Here is an 18,262-nt window from a genome sequence, read left to right as displayed (position 1 = left end):
CCGATCGCTGGAGCGGTGCTTGATCCATGGCAACGTCCGAGCCAGCTCGAACGGTGAAAATGGGATTTCTCCCACGCAGGAGAGGTCAATCCGCTAGTCTTGCTCAATCCTGGAAGGAGCCGTCCCATGTTCGAATCCGCCGAAATCGGTCACGCCATCGACAAAGAAACCTACGACGCCGAAGAACCGGCCCTGCGTGAAGCCTTGCTCGAAGCACAGTTCGAACTTCACCAGCAACGCCGCTTTCCGGTGATCATTCTGATCAATGGCATCGAAGGCGCCGGCAAGGGCGAGACGGTCAAGTTGCTTAACGAATGGATGGACCCACGCTTGATCGAGGTCCGCACGTTCGATCAGCAGACCGACGAAGAGCTGGCGCGGCCACCGGCCTGGCGCTACTGGCGGATGCTCCCGGCCAAGGGCCGCATGGGGATTTTCTTCGGCAACTGGTACAGCCAGATGCTGCAAGGCCGGGTTCATGGCTTGTTCAAGGACCCGGTGCTGGATCAGGCGATCAACCAGTCCGAGCGCTTTGAAAAAATGCTCTGCGACGAAGGCGCGCTGATCTTCAAGTTCTGGTTCCACCTCTCCAAAAAGCAAATGAAGGCGCGGCTCAAGGCCCTGGCGGATGACCCGCTGCACAGTTGGCGCATCAGTCCGCTGGACTGGCAACAATCGCAAACCTACGACAAGTTCGTGAAATACGGCGAACACGTGTTGCGCCGTACCAGCCGCGACTACGCGCCTTGGCATGTGATCGAAGGGGTGGACCCTCATTACCGCAGCCTGGCGGTGGGCAAGATCCTGCTCGAAGGCCTGCAAAGTGCCCTGAAACGACACAAGGTCCATCCTTCCAAGGTTAATGCCGCACCGTTGCCCATCCATGTCGATCAGTTGAACCTGCTCGACAGCCTGGATTTGACCCTGCGCCTGGACAAGGACGATTACGAAGAACAATTGATTACCGAGCAGGCGCGATTCTCCGGCCTGATGCGCGACAAACGCATGCGTCGGCACGCCTTGGTGGCGGTGTTCGAAGGCAATGATGCGGCAGGCAAGGGCGGGGCGATCCGCCGGGTTGCGGCGGCCCTCGACCCGCGTCAGTACAACATCGTACCGATTGCCGCGCCCACCGAAGAGGAACGGGCGCAGCCTTATCTGTGGCGGTTCTGGCGGCACATCCCGGCCAAGGGCACGTTCACGGTGTTCGATCGTTCGTGGTACGGGCGGGTGCTGGTGGAGCGCGTCGAAGGCTTCTGCCCGCCGGCGGACTGGTTGCGGGCCTACAGTGAAATCAATGATTTTGAAGAGCTGATCGGCGAGGCCGGGATGATCGTGGTCAAGTTCTGGCTGGCCATCGACAAGCAGACGCAACTGGAGCGCTTCCAGGCGCGGGAAGAAATTCCCTTCAAGCGTTTCAAGATCACTGAAGATGACTGGCGCAATCGTGACAAGTGGGACGCCTACCGCGCGGCGGTCGGTGACATGGTCGATCGCACCAGCACCGAGATATCGCCCTGGACGCTGGTGGAGGCCAATGACAAGCGCTGGGCGCGGGTCAAAGTCCTGCGCACCATCAATCTGGCGCTGGAAGAGGCGTTCGAAAAGTCCGACAAGCACAACAGGAAAGAAAAGGCGCGCAAGAAGTGAGCGATGGTTACGCATACGCGGGGTGAATGATTGTCGCGGTCGGTAATGCAGTGGACTTATGCTCGGTCCACTCTCAACCGATAACAACAATGAGGTATGCCATGCGTGAAGTGGTGATCGTCGACAGCGTGCGGACCGGCCTGGCCAAATCCTTTCGCGGCAAGTTCAACCTGACCCGTCCGGACGACATGGCGGCCCATTGCGTCAATGCGCTGCTGGCGCGTTCTGGCATCGATCCGGCCAGCGTCGAGGATTGCATCGTCGGTGCCGGTTCCAACGAAGGTGGCCAAGGCTTCAACATCGGTCGCAACATCGCGGTACTGTCGCGGCTGGGCACCGGCACCGCCGGCATGACCCTCAACCGCTTTTGCTCGTCGGGCTTGCAGGCGATCGCCATCGCCGCCAACCAGATCGCATCGGGTTGCAGCGACATCATCGTCGCCGGTGGCGTCGAGTCCATCAGCCTGACCATGAAAAGCGTCAACACTGACAATCTGATCAATCCGCTGCTGAAAGAGCAGGTGCCCGGTATCTATTTCCCGATGGGCCAGACAGCCGAAATCGTCGCTCGTCGTTACGATGTCAGGCGCGAAGAACAGGATCTGTACGCGCTGCAAAGTCAGCAACGTACCGCCCAGGCTCAGGCCGATGGCTTGTTTGACGATGAAATCGTGCCGATGGCGGTGAAGTATCGGGTTGAAGACAAGGCCACCGGTGAGGTGCAGATCCTTGACGGCATCGTCGATCACGATGACTGCAATCGGCCGGGCACCACCCTGGAAAGCCTGGCGGGATTGAAACCGGTGTTTGCCGAAGACGGTTCGGTGACTGCCGGCAACTCTTCGCAGTTGTCCGATGGTGCGTCGATGACGCTGGTGATGAGCCTGGAAAAAGCACTGGAACTGGGGTTGAAGCCCAAGGCGTTCTTCCGTGGGTTCACCGTGGCCGGTTGCGAGCCGGATGAAATGGGCATCGGCCCGGTGTTCTCGGTGCCGAAGTTGCTCAAGGCCAAGGGGTTGCGGATCTCCGACATTGATCTGTGGGAACTCAACGAAGCCTTCGCCTCGCAATGCCTGTACAGCCGTATTCGGTTGGAGATCGATAACGACAAGTACAACGTCAATGGCGGCTCGATTTCCATCGGCCATCCGTTCGGCATGACCGGCTCGCGTCAGGTCGGGCATCTCGTGCGTGAATTGCAGCGCCGCAATGTGCGTTACGGCATCGTCACCATGTGTGTGGGTGGCGGGATGGGTGCGGCCGGGTTGTTCGAAGCGGTGCGTTAAGACTGCAAGATTTGTGTTGTCTGGTTAACCGCTATCGCGAGCAGGCTCGCTCCCACAGGGATCTGGAGTGCGACATAGATCTAATGTGGGAGTGAGCCTGCTCGCGATTCAGGCGCCGCGGTCTACAGGCTCATCCGCAAAAGCAGCATCCGCTCAATGTAAGCCTGTACCTCCCGCGCCAATTTCTCCGGGTTTTCAAACGGACCCTCCAGGGTGTTTTCCCGGGTGCTGAAATACAAATCCCCATTCACACGACACACCCGGTCACAGCGAAAGTGCGTGGCGGGGGCATTGTCCTGGGCGCGTTTGCCGTACATGGCGATCTCCTGAGGAATGTTCCTGTTGGCGAATCCCATGAGCTTATGCACGAACCACTTGCGACGCCTGGCCGGCCGATCGACGGCATAGCGCCAATTTAATGGTGCGACCTGCACAGTTTCATTCGCGGCCAACGCCCAACTGTCCCTGTGTGCCGAACGGCGCTAAGCCTAGAATGACCGTTCTCGCCACTTGGCTTCGGGGTTCGCAATGCACATTTCATCGGGTCGCTGGGTTTACGGTCTGTTCCTGGCCTTGGTGACCGCGTTGCTGTGGGGAATCCTGCCGATCAAACTCAAACAAGTGCTGCTGGTGATGGACCCGGTGACGGTGACCTGGTTTCGCCTGATCGTATCCGGCGGGTGCCTGTTCATTTATCTGGCGGCGACCAAACGCTTGCCGAGCCGCAAGGTGCTCGGGCCGCGTGGTGGCTGGTTGGTGTTGATGGCGGTGCTCGGCCTGGTGGGCAACTACGTGCTGTACCTGATGGGCCTGAACCTGCTCAGCCCCGGCACCGCGCAACTGGTGGTGCAGATGGGGCCGATCATGTTGCTGATCGCCAGTCTGTTTGTGTTCAAGGAACGGTTCAGCGTGGGGCAGGGGATTGGCCTGCTGGTGCTGTTGATCGGCTTTGGCCTGTTTTTCAATCAGCGGCTCGCCGAGTTGCTGACCTCGCTGACCGATTACACCGCCGGCGTGCTGTTGGTGCTGCTGGCGTCGACGGTCTGGACGTTCTACGCCCTGGGCCAGAAGCAATTGCTTACGGTGTGGAATTCGCTGCAGGTGATGATGGTGATCTACCTGTTCTGCGCGATGTTGTTGACGCCGTGGGTGCATCCGCTGGAAGCGCTGCAACTGAGTCCGCTGCAAGGCTGGCTACTGCTGGCGTGCTGCATGAACACCCTGATCGCCTATGGCGCGTTTGCTGAGGCTTTGGCCCATTGGGAGGCATCGCGGGTCAGTGCGACGCTGGCGATTACGCCGCTGGTGACGTTCGCAGCGGTGGCCGTGGCCGCGTGGTTATGGCCGGACTATGTGCATGCCGAGACGATCAATGGTCTGGGTTATGGCGGGGCGGTGCTGGTGGTGCTGGGGTCGGCGCTGGTGGCGTTGGGGCCGTCGTTGATTGCGGGGCTCAGGGCTAGAAAGGTGCGGATTGCGGCAGGTTAGACCGCGTCATCGTTCATCGCGGGCAAGCCTTGCTCCTACGGGTTTTATGTCGATACCGGATATTTTGATCGACGCAAAACCCGTAGGAGCAAGGCTTGCCCGCGATGGCTGACTGTCAGGCGCTACAAAACTCAGCCCTTGGCGCCCGCTTCCAGCATATTCTCCGGCCTCACCCACGCATCAAACTCTTCATCCGTCAGATACCCCAATTGCAACGCCGACTCACGCAAGGTCAGCCCTTCGGCATAAGCCTTCTTGGCAATCTCCGCCGATTTGTCGTAACCGATGTGCGGATTCAGCGCTGTCACCAACATCAACCCACGCTCCAGATGTTCAGCCATTTTCTCTGCATCCGGTTCCAGGCCGGCGATGCAGTGCTGCTGGAAGTTGCTGCAGCCATCGCCCAGCAGGCGGATCGATTGCAGCAGATTGTGGATGATCACCGGTTTGAACACGTTCAATTGCAAATGGCCCTGACTCGCTGCAAACCCGATGGCGACGTCGTTGCCCAAGACCTGACAAGCCAGCATCGATAGCGCTTCGCACTGAGTCGGATTGACCTTGCCCGGCATGATCGAGCTGCCCGGTTCGTTGGCCGGCAGTTTGACTTCGGCGAAGCCTGCTCGCGGCCCGGAGCCCAGCAGGCGCAGGTCGTTGGCGATTTTCATCAGGGTCACGGCGAGGGTTTTCAGCGCGCCGGACAGCGTGGTCAGCGGCTCATGCCCAGCCAGGGCGGCGAATTTGTTGGGGGCGGTGACAAACGGCAGGCCGGAGAGGGCGGCCAGTTCGGCAGCGATGGCTTCGCCAAATCCGTGGGGTGAATTCAGCCCGGTGCCCACCGCGGTGCCGCCCTGGGCCAGTTCACAGACGGCCGGCAGCGAGCTGCGGATCGCCCGCTCGGCGTAATCCAGTTGCGCGATGAACGCCGACAGTTCCTGACCGAAGGTAATGGGCGTCGCGTCCATCATGTGGGTGCGGCCGGTCTTGACCAGTTTCATATGCCGCGCGGACAGCTCGGCCAATCCGCCCGACAGTTCGTTGATCGCCGGCAGCAATTGCTGTTGCACTGCCTGGGCTGCCGCGATGTGCATGGCAGTCGGGAAACAGTCGTTGGAACTCTGGGAGCGGTTGACGTGATCGTTAGGGTGAACCGGCGACTTGCCACCGCGAGCATTACCCGCCAGTTCGTTGGCTCGACCGGCGATCACTTCGTTGACGTTCATGTTGCTCTGGGTGCCGCTGCCGGTCTGCCAGACCACCAGTGGGAACTGGTCGTCGTGGCTGCCGTCGAGCACTTCGTCGGCGGCCTGTTCGATCAGCCGGGCGATGTCGGCGGGCAGGTCACCATTGCGGTCATTGACCCGCGCCGCGGCTTTCTTGATCAGCGCCAGGGCATGCAGCACGGCCAGCGGCATTTTTTCGTTGCCGATGGCGAAGTTGATCAGCGAGCGTTGCGTCTGAGCGCCCCAGTAGGCTTCATCCGGGACTTCCACCTGGCCAAGGCTGTCGGTTTCGATACGGCTCATCATGCACACTCCTGTAGGTCGATAGCGCAGTTTAGGCCGTGATCGCCGGCCGTGGTTCCATCAGTCTGTTTTTTGACCATTCAACCCCTCTAAATCAGGCCCGACAAGGCTTGGGGTTGAGTGACACACTTTTTTAGGTGCAGAATGGTCGCCCTTGGGGTAATGACCTCGCCTGCTAGAAAAGGAAACTCGATGACTCGTCTTCGTGCCATCTGTACCGCGGTTGCACTGGTTTGCGCCAGCGGCCCTGTTTTTGCCGATACCGCCAGCCACAACGCCAGTGCCGAAGCTTTCCTGACTCTGGCGCACGCTGACAAATTGGGCACTCCGGTGTACATGCAAGTGCAGCAAATGTTCGCTCAGCGCTTTGCTCAGACCAAAGCCCCTGAATCGAAAAAGGCCTTGCTGGAAACCTACCAGGCCAAAGCTAACGCCGCGCTGGACCAAGCCATTGGCTGGAACAAGCTGAAGCCGGACATGGTCAAGCTCTACACCACCAACTTCAGCGAATCCGAGCTGAAAGACCTGGTCGCGTTCTACAAATCGCCACTGGGCAAGAAAGTCCTGGAAAAAATGCCGCAGCTGACTCAGCAATCGGCCCAGATGACTCAAGCCAAGCTGGAAAGCGCCGTGCCTGTGGTCAACAAACTGTTGGCTGACATGACGGCCGAGCTGGAGCCTAAAGGCGCCGCCGCCCCAGCCAAGAAAAAGCCTTAAGCGGAGTTCGGTATGACCATGCAACAACGCATCGAATCGACACTGGGCCTGTTGCAGCCACAGCATCTGCAAGTGCTGGATGAAAGCCACATGCACAGCCGTGGGTTGCAGACCCACTTCAAGGCCGTGGTGGTCAGCCAGCAGTTCGAAGGGCTCAACCGCGTCAAGCGTCACCAGAAAGTCTACGGCACGCTCGGCGAGCTGATGGGCGAGTTCCATGCGTTGGCGCTGCATACCTACACGCCAGAGGAATGGGCACAGATCGAAGCAGCTCCGGCCTCGCCGACCTGTGCTGGCGGCAGGTAGGAGCAAGGCTTGCCCGCGATGGCGACCTTGAGTACGCCATCGCGGGCAAGCCATGCTCCTACAGAGATCGCGTTATTTTTGCTAGAATCCGCAACGCGCCGCTCACCCGGCGCGTTTTTTTTCGCATCCGGTTCACCCCTTACGAGGGTAGCCACCTGGAGAATCACCCATGACACAACAGATTGTCGTGGCGGCACTGTATAAGTTCGTCACTCTGGAAGATTACGTCGCCCTGCGCGAGCCACTGCTGCAAGCGATGGTCGACAACGGCATCAAAGGCACGCTGCTGATCGCCGAAGAAGGCATCAACGGCACCGTGTCCGGCAGCCGCGAAGGCATTGACGGGCTGATGGCCTGGCTCAAGAACGACCCGCGCATGGACGACATCGACCACAAAGAGTCGTACTGCGACGACCAGCCGTTCTATCGCACCAAAGTCAAACTCAAGAAAGAGATCGTCACCCTCGGCGTCGAAGGCGTAGACCCGAACAAAAAGGTCGGCACCTACGTCGATCCAGAAAACTGGAACGCCCTGATCAGCGATCCTGAAGTGCTGTTGATCGACACCCGCAACGACTACGAAGTCTCGATCGGCACCTTCGAAGGCGCCATCGACCCGAAGACCACCAGTTTTCGCGAATTCCCCGACTACATCAAAGCCAATTTCGACCCCGCCGTGCACAAGAAAGTCGCGATGTTCTGCACCGGCGGCATTCGTTGTGAAAAGGCGTCGAGCTACATGCTCAGCCAGGGCTTCGACGAGGTCTATCACCTCAAGGGCGGCATTCTGAAGTACCTCGAAGAGGTGCCGCAGGAAGAAACCAAATGGCAGGGCGACTGCTTCGTGTTCGATAACCGCGTGACCGTGCGCCACGACCTCAGCGAAGGCGACTACGATCAATGTCATGCCTGTCGTACACCGATCAGCGCCTCCGACCGTGCATCCGAGCACTACGTGGCCGGCATCAGTTGCCCGCATTGCTGGGATAAGCTGAGCGAGAAGACCCGTCGCAGTGCTATCGACCGGCAAAAGCAGATCGAACTGGCCAAGGCTCGCAACCTGCCTCACCCGATCGGCTACAACTACAAGCAAACTCCTTCCGAGGCTTGAACCATGTCTGCGCAACGCCTGCTCTATGTGATGGACCCTATGTGTTCGTGGTGCTGGGGCTTCGCACCGATGGCCAACGCGCTGGTCGAGCAGGCGCAAGCAGCGGGGGTGGACGTGCACCTGGTGGTGGGCGGTTTGCGTACCGGCAGCGGTTCCGCGCTGGAGCCGACCACCCGGCGCTACATCCTTGAGCATTGGCAGGCGGTCAACGAGGCGACGGGCCAACCGTTCAAGCTGGAAGGCGCGTTGCCCGACGGATTTGTCTACGACACCGAACCTGCCTGTCGGGCGCTGGTGACCGCGCGCAGCCTGGCGCCGGATTGCGCGTGGAAACTGCTCGGGCTGATTCAGCACGCGTTTTACGCCGAAGGTCGCGATGTCACGCATGCCAGCGTTCTGGTGGAGCTCGCGGAGCAGGCCGGTCTGCCGCGCATCGAATTCGCCGCCGCGTTCGACCGTGCCGATCAGCACGCCGCGACGGCGGCCGATTTCACCTGGGTCCAGGACCTGGGCATTGCCGGTTTTCCTACCTTGCTGGCTGAGCGTGATGGTCAATTGGCGCTGTTGACCAATGGTTATCAGCCGCTCAGCGTATTGTCTCCGTTGCTCGGCCGCTGGCTGGAGCGCGCTGCCTGTGCATGATCTGCCCGACCACGAGCCACCTGCTTCACATGTCGACCGTCTGAGCTGGGCGGAAATCCGTCGCCTGGCGCTGCATCACAAAAAATCCCTTTGGATTGCCAACGGCGTGGCGGTGTTGGCAACCTTGTGTAGCGTGCCAATTCCCTTGCTCCTGCCGTTGCTGGTGGACGAAGTGCTACTGGGCCACGGTGACGCCGCGCTGAAGATCATGAACCACGCGCTGCCCGAAAACTGGCAGAAAGCTGCGGGTTACATTGGCCTTATGCTGCTGGTGACGCTGGGACTGCGTTGCGCCGCTTTGCTGTTCAACGTGGTGCAGGCGCGGTTGTTCGCGGCGCTGGCCAAGGACATCGTGTACCGCATTCGTGTGCGCCTGATCGAACGGCTCAAGCGCATTTCGCTGGGTGAATACGAAAGCCTGGGCAGCGGCACGGTCACCACGCATCTAGTGACCGACCTGGACACGCTGGACAAATTCGTTGGCGAAACCCTCAGTCGTTTCCTTGTGGCCATGCTGACCCTGGTCGGAACCGCATCCATCCTGATGTGGATGCACTGGAAGCTGGCGTTGCTGATCCTGCTGTTCAACCCGTTGGTGATCTATGCCACGGTGCAGTTGGGCAAGCGGGTCAAGCACCTGAAGAAACTCGAGAACGACAGCACCTCGCGCTTTACCCAGGCGCTCACCGAAACCCTCGATTCCATTCAGGAAGTGCGTGCCGGCAACCGTCAGGGCTTTTTCCTTGGGCGCTTGGGGCAGCGCGCCCGGGAAGTGCGCGATTACGCGGTGAACTCTCAGTGGAAAACCGATGCCTCGAACCGTGCCAGCGGTTTGCTGTTCCAGTTCGGCATCGATATTTTTCGTGCGGCGGCGATGCTCACCGTGCTGTTTTCCGACCTGTCCATCGGCCAGATGCTCGCGGTGTTCAGCTACCTGTGGTTCATGATCGGTCCGGTGGAACAGCTGCTGAATCTGCAGTACGCCTATTACGCGGCCGGCGGCGCGCTGTCGCGGATCAACGAGTTGCTGGCCCGGGCCGATGAGCCTGAGTACCCGGGCGGTGTCGACCCGTTCAACGGTCGCGACACCGTGGGCATCGAAGTCCAGGGATTGAGTTTCGGTTACGGCGACGAGCTGGTGTTGAACCAGATGAACCTGTCGATCGCCCCCGGCGAAAAGGTCGCGATTGTCGGCGCTAGCGGAGGCGGCAAAAGTACTCTGGTGCAGTTGCTGCTGGGCTTGTACACGCCGCTCGCCGGGACCATCCGTTTCGGCGGCTCGACCCAGCAAGAGATCGGCCTGGAAACCGTTCGGGAAAATGTTGCCGTAGTCCTGCAGCATCCGGCACTGTTCAACGACACCGTCCGCGCCAACCTGACGATGGGGCGTGAACGCAGTGACGAAGCCTGCTGGCAAGCGCTGGAAATCGCGCAATTGCACCAGACCGTTCGAGAGCTGCCCAACGGCCTGGACAGCATCGTCGGACGTTCCGGCGTGCGCTTTTCCGGCGGCCAGCGTCAACGCCTGGCGATTGCACGGATGGTGTTGGCCGACCCTAAAGTGGTGATCCTCGATGAGGCCACTTCAGCGCTGGATGCCGCCACCGAATACAACCTGCACCAGGCGCTGGCGCGGTTCTTGAGCAACCGCACCACGCTGATCATTGCGCACCGGTTGTCCGCGGTGAAGCAGGCTGATCGGGTGCTGGTGTTTGATGGCGGGCAAATTGCCGAGGATGGCGACCATCAGCAGTTGATTGCTGGTGGTGGCTTGTACGCCAAGCTTTATGGGCATTTGCAGCAGTTGTAAGTCAATTCCACAGCACCTTCAGAGCATCCGCCCCGCCGTCATGGCCGAACTCTTTGAGGACGACTGAACAGCTATTGCACGGCGGCATGGTCGTGGCCACGTCGACTGATTTGATCATATTGTTCTCCGGGTACTTTATCCGCAGGGTGCTGATCAATTTGGCTTCGCTGTCCAGAGAGGTCGGTCGGCTGGTCATCACAGGCGTATAGCTATCAATATTCTTTATCGTATGCGGAATGGCCAATACCTTTCCTTCGCTCGAGACGTTCAACGACGTCCTGGTAAATGTCTGGCCGAAGTCAATGTTGAAGTAGGTGGTATCGCCAACGATGACTTTATCCGGGGCGAAAGGCTGTTTGAACAGTGGCAGCTCTGCGGTAAGTCCCTGTGCGCCGGAAACGCTGACATAAACCTCGCGCTTACCGGTCGATGTCACGATGTCGACGTAAGCGATATTTCTCGGGTTATGTGATTGGAAATTGTCGGGGAGCAGCTTCTGGAGCTTCTCCATCGTCCTATTGATTTTCAGATCAATGTCCGGGTTGACAGTGATGGTCTTTTCAGCGAACAGCGTATCGAAGATGTCCGCGGTTCTTTGGCGGAAGGTGTCCGATGCGGATCGGCTGCGAGACCAGGACGTCGCCCCGGTTGGAAGTTTGCTGACAATCATTCGTGTGGAATGGTCGAACAGCACCGCTTCACCCGGACTGGTATCGACCTTGAGCAGCTTGAGTGTATCGGGCGGGTTCACGTGGCCGCCAATCGGAATGGCAATTTCTTCCATGGTTTTCAACGCGCGTTCCACCGCTTCCGTACCGTGAATCCTTGCCATATTGTTGGCATTGAGCGATCCGGTATAAACCGTCTTCAATTCCTCTACCAGGTCGGCGGGCAAGGTTTGCGTCTTGCGCAATGTCAGGGGGGCGGAGAAGCTTTGCACCGGAAGGCGCTCGGCGACGTAAAAATCTCCGGCATCCAGTCGGGTGAACACATAGTGCTTCGAACCGTCAATTGCCGGGACGATGATGGCGCCGGCCTCAAGGGTATCAAATTGATTCGTGCGCGAGAGGGGGGTACGCGCTCTGATTCGCCCGTAAATCCCTTTTTGAAATTCCATCGAAGCCGTGAGTTGGTCAAGGTTTTTCAGGGTTTTCAGTGACAGAGGCCATTCGGGGTTGGCCGGTGTATAGATAGTGTCTCCAAACCAGGGAGCCCATCCCTTGGTTTCGTCGAACGAATTGACTGCCGGTGTGGGGGCCGGGTTTCGAGTTACGTAACTTGTTTTGCAAGCGTCTGCTGTTGGAGCGCGTCGTGGGCGGCAAGGTATTGCCTTCAGTATTTCACTGCTTTCAATCAAGTCGGCACGGCGCAGTTGGTTACCGTCCAGACGATAGGGAATGTCATCAACGAACACCGTCGTCCGACCATCGACCTCAAGCACTTCACGGATGTGGGCGTTTTCCGGGAGTTCTACCAGGACGTGGGATTCGGTATGGGAGGACGTCTTGAAGATTGACCGGCCCTGTATGAGGTTGTCGCTGTGATTGTGCAGGCGCGGGCCATAGGGCAAGGACGTCACCGGGTCGACGGGGTGGAACCGGGTCAGGTCCGACGGGCTGGTATTGCGCACAAGTACATCATCGACACCGTTGACCGTTGCCAGTCGATCATTGTTTGTCAGTGGCTTCCAGCGCCCCGGATCGGTTGTCTGGGGCAGGTTGTGGACCAGTCGGTAGCTGTCGGCGTGTCCTGTCAGCTTCTTGAACCCGCTAACACCGATGCGTCCCGCCGTGTGCAGTCCTTTCCGCGCACCGCTTCCCATTGTCTTGAGCAGTGTCGGAACCCCGTCCAGCGGATTGAGGTTGCTCAGTGAAGCGGTCAGCAGTTTTCGGGTCAACGTTGAAAAGGAAGGCAGACTTGCTTTGGCGGTCATTCGCGAGGCTGTGGCCCCGGCCCTGATCAGCCGCACCGAGCCCGACATGAATTTCCCGATAGGGGTGATGAATGAAGCCAGGTCCAACACGAGTCCAGCCACGCCCATGAGTATCCGGTCAGTTTTGCCCGACATAAGGTCCTCAATACTGCCCCAGAAGGGCACAAACCCTTTGGCCAACTCTACGAACGTATTCCGCCGTTGTTCGTTTCTAGCCCTGATGGTGTCGAATGCCGTCATGCCGCGGGCTTGGGTATGCAACTGCCGTTCATCTACGTACAGAAAATTCGTTGCAATGTAGTGGGCCACTGCATTCAAACGCAGGGATTTCCACGCCGTTCCTTCGCTATGGCCAAGAGCTGCGGGCACGTCACCTACCACGCCGAGAATTGCTATGCAGAACGCCCTGTCAGCAGGCTGCGTGCCATTCAAGTGCGCTGACCAATCGAGAAGCAGAGAAGTGCTGATTTCAGCAGTGTAGGTTTGTCCGGGGATTGTGGCGTGCAAGGGAAACGTGGTGCGAACCCCGTTGACTGTCGAAAACCTCAAGTGGGGTCGGCAACGAATGACGCCAGCACTCGGGATCAGTTCGTAATAGGTGATTTCATGATTGTGGGTCACCTGCAGAACGAAACCTTTTCTTGGCCGGATGTCTCCCCTTGATTGGATGAGTGTTTTTTCCAGGTGCAGGCTCAGCAAGCGGACGTCACCCCGTTCAAGGGCATGGCGGTCGGTCAGTGGCAGCGAGGTCAATAGACTGGCGATCAGGGTCTGATAGGCCGTCCTGATTTTCGAGAGGTAGTTTGTGAAGTCTGTTTCAAACTGCGTGTTGATATCAGGCAGCGTCTTGCCCCTGTATGTGCTAAACACACGCCTTTCGATCCCCCTATGATCCTTGAGAAATTCCTCATGATGCAGGGTTCTCTTGTCGTCGATCTTGATCCAGTGACTGGTTCGTGTTTTCCCATCCGACTGGGTTACAAACCATTTGCTTGCGTCATCGAATTGGCCATCGGCATAGACATCGAGGAACGCATTGCCCGGCAGCTTCAATGAGGGCATATCTCTGAACCCCAAGTTGCTCGGTGACTCCTCACGCAGCAACTTGCGCCCGTCCGATTCGAACATTGCATCGCCAAACAGCTCATCCTTAACTCGTTTGGCCATCTTCAGTCTTTCAGGGGGCGGCAAATCGAGTGTCATGACGGCGTTGTTCAGGCGCTCGCTGTGGCTTTCCAGAGCTGCCATCGCCCGCGTCATATCGTCCTCGTCGTAATCGGATTCCGTTCGCGATTGAACGAAGCCACTGCAGACCGCCCATTCCAGCGCTGGATCCATCCTCAGTCGCGCAATCTGCTCAAGTTGTTCGGACGAGGCATCGGCGCTCCGGGACAGGGGCAGGTCGACGAATTGTTGAAAGGACAGCGGTTGCAATCGATCAAGGCCGAGTTCATCTGCCAGCAGCACGCCGTGCATGAAGTTCACCCACACCACCGAGCTTTTGTAAGGAAGGTCGGGCGGGATATCACGCACAGCGAAGTCCTTTGAGAGGCGGGTCTCGAACACCCGCGCCAGAAAGAACGCCTCTTTTGCATTAATGACCCGTTTGGTGCGCAGCAAGTGCTGTTCAAAATCGCTGCGCAGGGTCTGGTAGTTTTTGCCCCAGTGAGCCGGGTCTTGCCAGCGGAATCCGGCGAGTTCCTGCGGCTCATCGGCTGACGGGGCGTGCGAGTAAAGGCATATGGCCTTGCAAACCAGTTGATGGCGTACGGACGCCGAAGTCTGTTCGCCGGGGTGTGCGCCATACCACTTGAGTTTCTTGAGTAGCCGGTCTGCCAGATCCTGTGCTTGGGGCGCGTTCAATATCCGCTGGAGAAATACCGAGGGCGTCGCACGCAATTCTTCTTCGGACGCGAGACGCAGTACATCCCCGCCCAGATGACGGATCAACGAGGACTTGTCGGTGATGAAGCTTTTTACGGTGTCGACGATTTGAACATTGATGAGTTTTGCCTTGTACATGTCGATGGTCAGGGATTGCGCGAGGGTGGGTATCGCGCGTTGCAAAGCCTTGAACCGTTGTTGGTCCTGAGCGGTGGGTTGGGTAATAAAAGATTCGATATCCGGGCCGTCGTCGAGTCCCAGAGCCTGTCTGGCGCGAAATTCTTCGGCGGCCGATGTGTCGGGTGCAGCTAAAGTTGTCGATGTCATGTCGCACTCCTCATGAAAGTAATTCCCGCAACAAGTAGGGGGAATCCTGGAGTGCCCAGTAAATCGATCTCGAAATCTGCTGTGGCTGTATATATATATGACTGTGTTTAGAGTGTACCGAGGCTGAACCTCCGCTTGCCGGAACCGGGAACGCACCCTAGGCTAGCTGTAGCGATCACGTTGGATGATGATCTGGCAGTGCTAAAACAAGGGACCTCATGAATCAAGCGCGGACTCGCGGAACGCCACGGTTGTTGGGCATCGTCTGGCCATTTATTGCCGTCGTGTTATTTCAAGCCTTGCTGGGCGGTGTCAGCCTGTATGTTCTGTCGGCGGTTCGCGGCTACGTTGCCGGTGAAAGCCTGTGGTCCAAAGGCCAAAAAGACGCCATCTATTACCTCAATCTCTACGCCGACAGTCACGACAAGACGATATTCAACAAATACCAGAACGCAATTGCCGTGCCTCAGGGTGGCCACGAATTGCGTGTGGCGCTGGATCATCAGCCGCCGAATATCGAAGCCGCGCGCGTGGCGATCCTCAAGGGCGGCAACCACCCGGATGACATCAATAGTGTGATCTGGCTGTACCTGAATTTCCGGCACTTCAGTTACCACGAGAAAGCCATCGACCTCTGGACGGTGGGCGATGCGTATCTGGTGCAACTCGATGCCATTGCGCGGGAGATGCATCAGCGCATCACCGCCCGGCAGGCCACCGATGCCGATATCAAGCGCTGGAAGGATCAGATATTCGTCATCAACGAAAGTGTGACACCGGCAGCGAAGGCCTTCAGCGATGCCTTGGGCGAAGGCTCGCGGATGATCCTGCGGCTGTTGCTGGTGACCAACCTCGCCACCGCGCTGGGCTTGATTGCATTAGCACTGATGCGTACTCACAAACTGCTCAAGCATCGCAATGCGTTCGCCGAGGCCCTGCAATTGGAGAAGGACCGGGCGCAGATCACCCTGCAATCAATTGGCGATGGCGTGATCACCACCAATGTCGAAGGCGCAATCGCCTACATGAACCCGGCCGCCGAGGCGTTGACTCACTGGAAGGCCGAGCAGGCAACGGGTTTGCCGCTGGCAGCGTTGTTCAATCTGCTGGACGAGAACGCTGAGGCCGATGGCTCCACATTGATCGAGCACATTTTGAGCGGACAACTGAGCGGTGGCAGCGAACACTCAAAACTGATCCAGCGCCTGGATGGCAGCACGGTTTCGGTCACCCTGGTCGGTGCGCCGATCCGCAACGCCGGGAAAGTCAGCGGTACGGTGCTGGTGCTGCACGACATGACCCAGGAGCGACAATACATTGCCAATCTGTCCTGGCAGGCGACCCATGACGCCTTGACGGGGCTCGCCAACCGCCGCGAATTCGAATATCGCCTGGAGCAAGCGCTGCACAACCTGGCGCGGCAGTCGGGGCGCCATGCTTTGATGTTCCTCGATCTGGATCAGTTCAAACTGGTCAACGATACCTGTGGCCATGCGGCGGGTGACGAGTTGCTGCGGCATATCTGCGCTCTGTTGCAATCCGGTTTGCGCGAAGGCGATACCCTGGCCCGGCTGGGGGGCGACGAGTTTGGCATCCTGCTGGAGAACTGCGCCCCGGAAGCCGCAGAAAAAATCGCCGAGGGCCTGCGTCAGACCGTGCAGAACCTGCACTTCGTCTGGAAAGGTCGACCGTTCGTGACCACTGTGAGCATCGGGCTGGTTCACGTCGCTCAGAATCCAACCACCCTCGAAGCCTCGCTGCGCGCTGCCGACATGGCCTGCTACATGGCCAAGGAAAAGGGCCGCAATCGGGTTCAGGTCTATCACCCCGACGATTCGGAACTGTCCCTGCGCTTCGGCGAGATGGCTTGGGTGCAGCGCTTGCACATGGCGCTGGAAGAAGACCGCTTCTGTCTGTACGCCCAGGAAATCGCGCCCCTTGGTCATATCGAGAAGGGCGGTGGACATATCGAAATTCTGTTGCGCCTGCATGATGAAGCCGGACGGATGATTTTGCCCGACAGTTTTATTCCGGCTGCTGAGCGTTATGGTCTGATGACCTCCCTTGACCGCTGGGTTGTACAGAACGTTTTCAAAATTATTGCCCAATGCATAGCCGAACAGTACAAAGGACCATTGGCCATGTGTGCGATTAATCTGTCAGGCACAACTATCGGAGATGAGGCGTTTCTGCACTTCCTGCGTGAACAGTTTGTTACTTACTCCATACCGCCTGAAATGATTTGTTTTGAAATCACTGAAACCAGTGCTATTTCCAATCTCGGAAGTGCAATCAGATTTATTAATGAACTCAAAGGTTTAGGTTGCCACTTTTCACTGGATGACTTTTGCGCCGGAATGTCTTCATTCGCATACTTGAAACATTTACCTGTAGACTTCCTGAAGATCGACGGGAGTTTCGTAAAGGATATGCTGGACGACCCGATTAACCGCGCCATGGTCGAAGTGATCAATCACATCGGTCATGTTATGGGTAAGCGTACGATTGCCGAGTTTGTTGAAACACCCCAGATCGAGCAGGCATTGCTGGAGATCGGGGTGGATTACGCTCAAGGGTATGTTGTTGAACGCCCGCATTTGTTTACCAGCGACAGTTTAAAAAGTCGTCCAGCCAGGCCTCAGCCCTTGTTATTCAAGGCGCCTGGCACGTTCCGTTGAAATCTCTTGCTGATCCTTATAATCACAATCAAAAGGAGCTCGACAGTGATCGACACATTCAACCGAACCGGACCACTTATGGAAGCTGCAAGTTATCCTGCCTGGGCTCAACGCCTGATCCAGGACTGCAGCGAGAGCAAACGCCGGGTTGTCGAACACGAACTGTATAAGCGTCTGCGTGATAACAAGCTCAGTGCAAAGACCATGCGTCAGTACCTTGTTGGTGGCTGGCCGGTGGTCGAACAGTTCGCGTTATATATGGCACAGAACCTGACCAAGACTCGCTTTGCCCGCCATCCAGGTGAAGACATGGCGCGTCGCTGGCTGATGCGTAACATACGCGTCGAATTGAACCATGCCGATTACTGGGTGCACTGGAGCCGTGCTCACGGTGTCAGCCTGGAAGATCTGCAAGCGCAAAAGGTTGATCCTGAACTTCACGCCTTGAGCCACTGGTGCTGGCACACCAGTTCGTCGGATTCGCTGATCGTTGCCATTGCCGCCACCAACTACGCCATTGAAGGTGCGACCGGGGAGTGGTCGGCGCTGGTCTGTTCCAGTGGCGTCTACGCGGCATCGTTCCCGGAGGAAGATCGCAAGCGGGCCATGAAGTGGTTGAAGATGCATGCCCAGTACGACGATGCCCATCCATGGGAAGCGCTGGAAATCATCTGCACGCTGGCGGGCACGAACCCAAGCAAATCCTTGCAAGTGGAACTGCGTCAGGCCGTCTGCAAGAGCTACGACTACATGTTCCTGTTCCTGGAACGCTGTATGCAGCTCGAACATGCGGAAAGGGCCCCGGTCGCGCGTGAACGCATGGAGCTGGCCGAGAGCTGATCGGTGAATACACACCATTGAAAAAGCCCGCCTCCCTTGTCTGTATCGAAAGGGGGGGGGGGCG

General features: G+C 58.1%; 13 protein-coding genes. 10 read left to right on the top strand and 3 right to left on the bottom strand.

Annotated elements, in window-relative coordinates; all coding sequences use genetic code 11:
• The first annotated feature begins 126 nt into the window (after positions 1 to 126).
• Positions 127 to 1,650 (top strand): polyphosphate:AMP phosphotransferase, encoded by a 1,524-nt coding sequence (pap, locus tag ACYZUA_RS23590; RefSeq protein ID WP_461960820.1) that lies wholly within the window; start codon positions 127 to 129, stop codon positions 1,648 to 1,650.
• 101 nt (positions 1,651 to 1,751) lie between these two features.
• A complete protein-coding gene (locus tag ACYZUA_RS23585) occupies positions 1,752 to 2,936 on the top strand; it encodes a thiolase family protein (protein WP_461960819.1) in 1,185 nt (394 codons plus the stop codon).
• 122 nt (positions 2,937 to 3,058) lie between these two features.
• Here ACYZUA_RS23585 and ACYZUA_RS23580 read toward each other — a convergent pair whose 3' ends face one another.
• Positions 3,059 to 3,253: a DUF6316 family protein gene (locus ACYZUA_RS23580; RefSeq protein WP_033055288.1), complete on the bottom strand. Its 195-nt coding sequence runs from the start codon at positions 3,251 to 3,253 to the stop codon at positions 3,059 to 3,061.
• Between the two features lie 211 nt (positions 3,254 to 3,464).
• On the opposite strand from ACYZUA_RS23580, the gene ACYZUA_RS23575 reads away from it, so the two are divergent.
• A complete protein-coding gene (locus ACYZUA_RS23575) occupies positions 3,465 to 4,424 on the top strand; it encodes a DMT family transporter (protein WP_461960818.1) in 960 nt (319 codons plus the stop codon).
• A 131-nt stretch (positions 4,425 to 4,555) separates the two neighbouring features.
• On the opposite strand, the gene ACYZUA_RS23570 is transcribed toward ACYZUA_RS23575, so the two are convergent.
• Positions 4,556 to 5,950, bottom strand: coding sequence for a class II fumarate hydratase (locus tag ACYZUA_RS23570; protein WP_461964099.1), 1,395 nt, complete (start codon positions 5,948 to 5,950; stop codon positions 4,556 to 4,558).
• Positions 5,951 to 6,142: 192 nt separating this feature from the next.
• Here ACYZUA_RS23570 and ACYZUA_RS23565 point away from each other — a divergent pair, with 192 nt between their 5' ends.
• The 5 genes from ACYZUA_RS23565 to ACYZUA_RS23545 all read left to right on the top strand — a co-directional run bounded on the left by ACYZUA_RS23565 (position 6,143) and on the right by ACYZUA_RS23545 (position 10,536).
• On the top strand, positions 6,143 to 6,667 hold the full coding sequence (locus ACYZUA_RS23565) for a DUF2059 domain-containing protein (protein WP_461960817.1): 525 nt from the start codon (positions 6,143 to 6,145) through the stop codon (positions 6,665 to 6,667).
• A gap of 12 nt (positions 6,668 to 6,679) precedes the next feature.
• Entirely contained in the window at positions 6,680 to 6,973 is a 294-nt protein-coding gene (locus tag ACYZUA_RS23560; RefSeq protein WP_461960816.1) for a BolA family protein, read from the top strand.
• Positions 6,974 to 7,142: 169 nt separating this feature from the next.
• Positions 7,143 to 8,084 carry an oxygen-dependent tRNA uridine(34) hydroxylase TrhO gene (gene trhO / locus ACYZUA_RS23555; RefSeq protein ID WP_046049127.1) on the top strand — a complete coding sequence of 314 codons (942 nt, stop codon included), beginning with the start codon at positions 7,143 to 7,145 and terminating at the stop codon, positions 8,082 to 8,084.
• 3 nt (positions 8,085 to 8,087) lie between these two features.
• The gene (locus ACYZUA_RS23550) at positions 8,088 to 8,726 is read left to right on the top strand and encodes a DsbA family protein (RefSeq protein WP_461960815.1); all 639 of its coding nucleotides are present in this window, start codon (positions 8,088 to 8,090) and stop codon (positions 8,724 to 8,726) included.
• Positions 8,719 to 10,536: an ABC transporter ATP-binding protein gene (locus tag ACYZUA_RS23545; RefSeq protein WP_461960814.1), complete on the top strand. Its 1,818-nt coding sequence runs from the start codon at positions 8,719 to 8,721 to the stop codon at positions 10,534 to 10,536. Before ACYZUA_RS23550 ends, ACYZUA_RS23545 begins: the two co-directional genes overlap by 8 nt.
• Position 10,537: 1 nt before the next feature.
• Here ACYZUA_RS23545 and ACYZUA_RS23540 read toward each other — a convergent pair whose 3' ends face one another.
• On the bottom strand, positions 10,538 to 14,680 hold the full coding sequence (locus ACYZUA_RS23540) for a hypothetical protein (protein ID WP_461960813.1): 4,143 nt from the start codon (positions 14,678 to 14,680) through the stop codon (positions 10,538 to 10,540).
• A 218-nt stretch (positions 14,681 to 14,898) separates the two neighbouring features.
• Here ACYZUA_RS23540 and ACYZUA_RS23535 point away from each other — a divergent pair, with 218 nt between their 5' ends.
• Positions 14,899 to 17,358, top strand: coding sequence for an EAL domain-containing protein (locus tag ACYZUA_RS23535; RefSeq protein WP_461960812.1), 2,460 nt, complete (start codon positions 14,899 to 14,901; stop codon positions 17,356 to 17,358).
• 78 nt (positions 17,359 to 17,436) lie between these two features.
• The gene (locus ACYZUA_RS23530) at positions 17,437 to 18,198 is read left to right on the top strand and encodes a TenA family transcriptional regulator (protein WP_461960811.1); all 762 of its coding nucleotides are present in this window, start codon (positions 17,437 to 17,439) and stop codon (positions 18,196 to 18,198) included.
• The last annotated feature ends 64 nt before the right edge of the window (positions 18,199 to 18,262 follow it).

The sequence above is a fragment of the Pseudomonas sp. LS2P72 genome (assembly GCF_054897865.1).
This window is presented reverse-complemented; position numbering and strand designations above follow the sequence as displayed.

What these genes read in the sequence shown, in the direction of transcription:
- ACYZUA_RS23565 (WP_461960817.1), top strand. Translation starts at nt 6,143, where the DNA reads ATGACTCGTCTTCGTGCCATCTGTACCGCGGTTGCACTGGTTTGCGCC.
- ACYZUA_RS23550 (WP_461960815.1), top strand. Translation starts at nt 8,088, where the DNA reads ATGTCTGCGCAACGCCTGCTCTATGTGATGGACCCTATGTGTTCGTGG.
- ACYZUA_RS23535 (WP_461960812.1), top strand. Translation starts at nt 14,899, where the DNA reads ATGAATCAAGCGCGGACTCGCGGAACGCCACGGTTGTTGGGCATCGTC.
- pap (WP_461960820.1), top strand. Translation starts at nt 127, where the DNA reads ATGTTCGAATCCGCCGAAATCGGTCACGCCATCGACAAAGAAACCTAC.
- ACYZUA_RS23560 (WP_461960816.1), top strand. Translation starts at nt 6,680, where the DNA reads ATGACCATGCAACAACGCATCGAATCGACACTGGGCCTGTTGCAGCCA.
- ACYZUA_RS23540 (WP_461960813.1), bottom strand. Translation starts at nt 14,680, where the DNA reads ATGACATCGACAACTTTAGCTGCACCCGACACATCGGCCGCCGAAGAA.
- ACYZUA_RS23580 (WP_033055288.1), bottom strand. Translation starts at nt 3,253, where the DNA reads ATGTACGGCAAACGCGCCCAGGACAATGCCCCCGCCACGCACTTTCGC.
- ACYZUA_RS23575 (WP_461960818.1), top strand. Translation starts at nt 3,465, where the DNA reads ATGCACATTTCATCGGGTCGCTGGGTTTACGGTCTGTTCCTGGCCTTG.
- ACYZUA_RS23585 (WP_461960819.1), top strand. Translation starts at nt 1,752, where the DNA reads ATGCGTGAAGTGGTGATCGTCGACAGCGTGCGGACCGGCCTGGCCAAA.
- trhO (WP_046049127.1), top strand. Translation starts at nt 7,143, where the DNA reads ATGACACAACAGATTGTCGTGGCGGCACTGTATAAGTTCGTCACTCTG.
- ACYZUA_RS23530 (WP_461960811.1), top strand. Translation starts at nt 17,437, where the DNA reads ATGGAAGCTGCAAGTTATCCTGCCTGGGCTCAACGCCTGATCCAGGAC.
- ACYZUA_RS23570 (WP_461964099.1), bottom strand. Translation starts at nt 5,950, where the DNA reads ATGAGCCGTATCGAAACCGACAGCCTTGGCCAGGTGGAAGTCCCGGAT.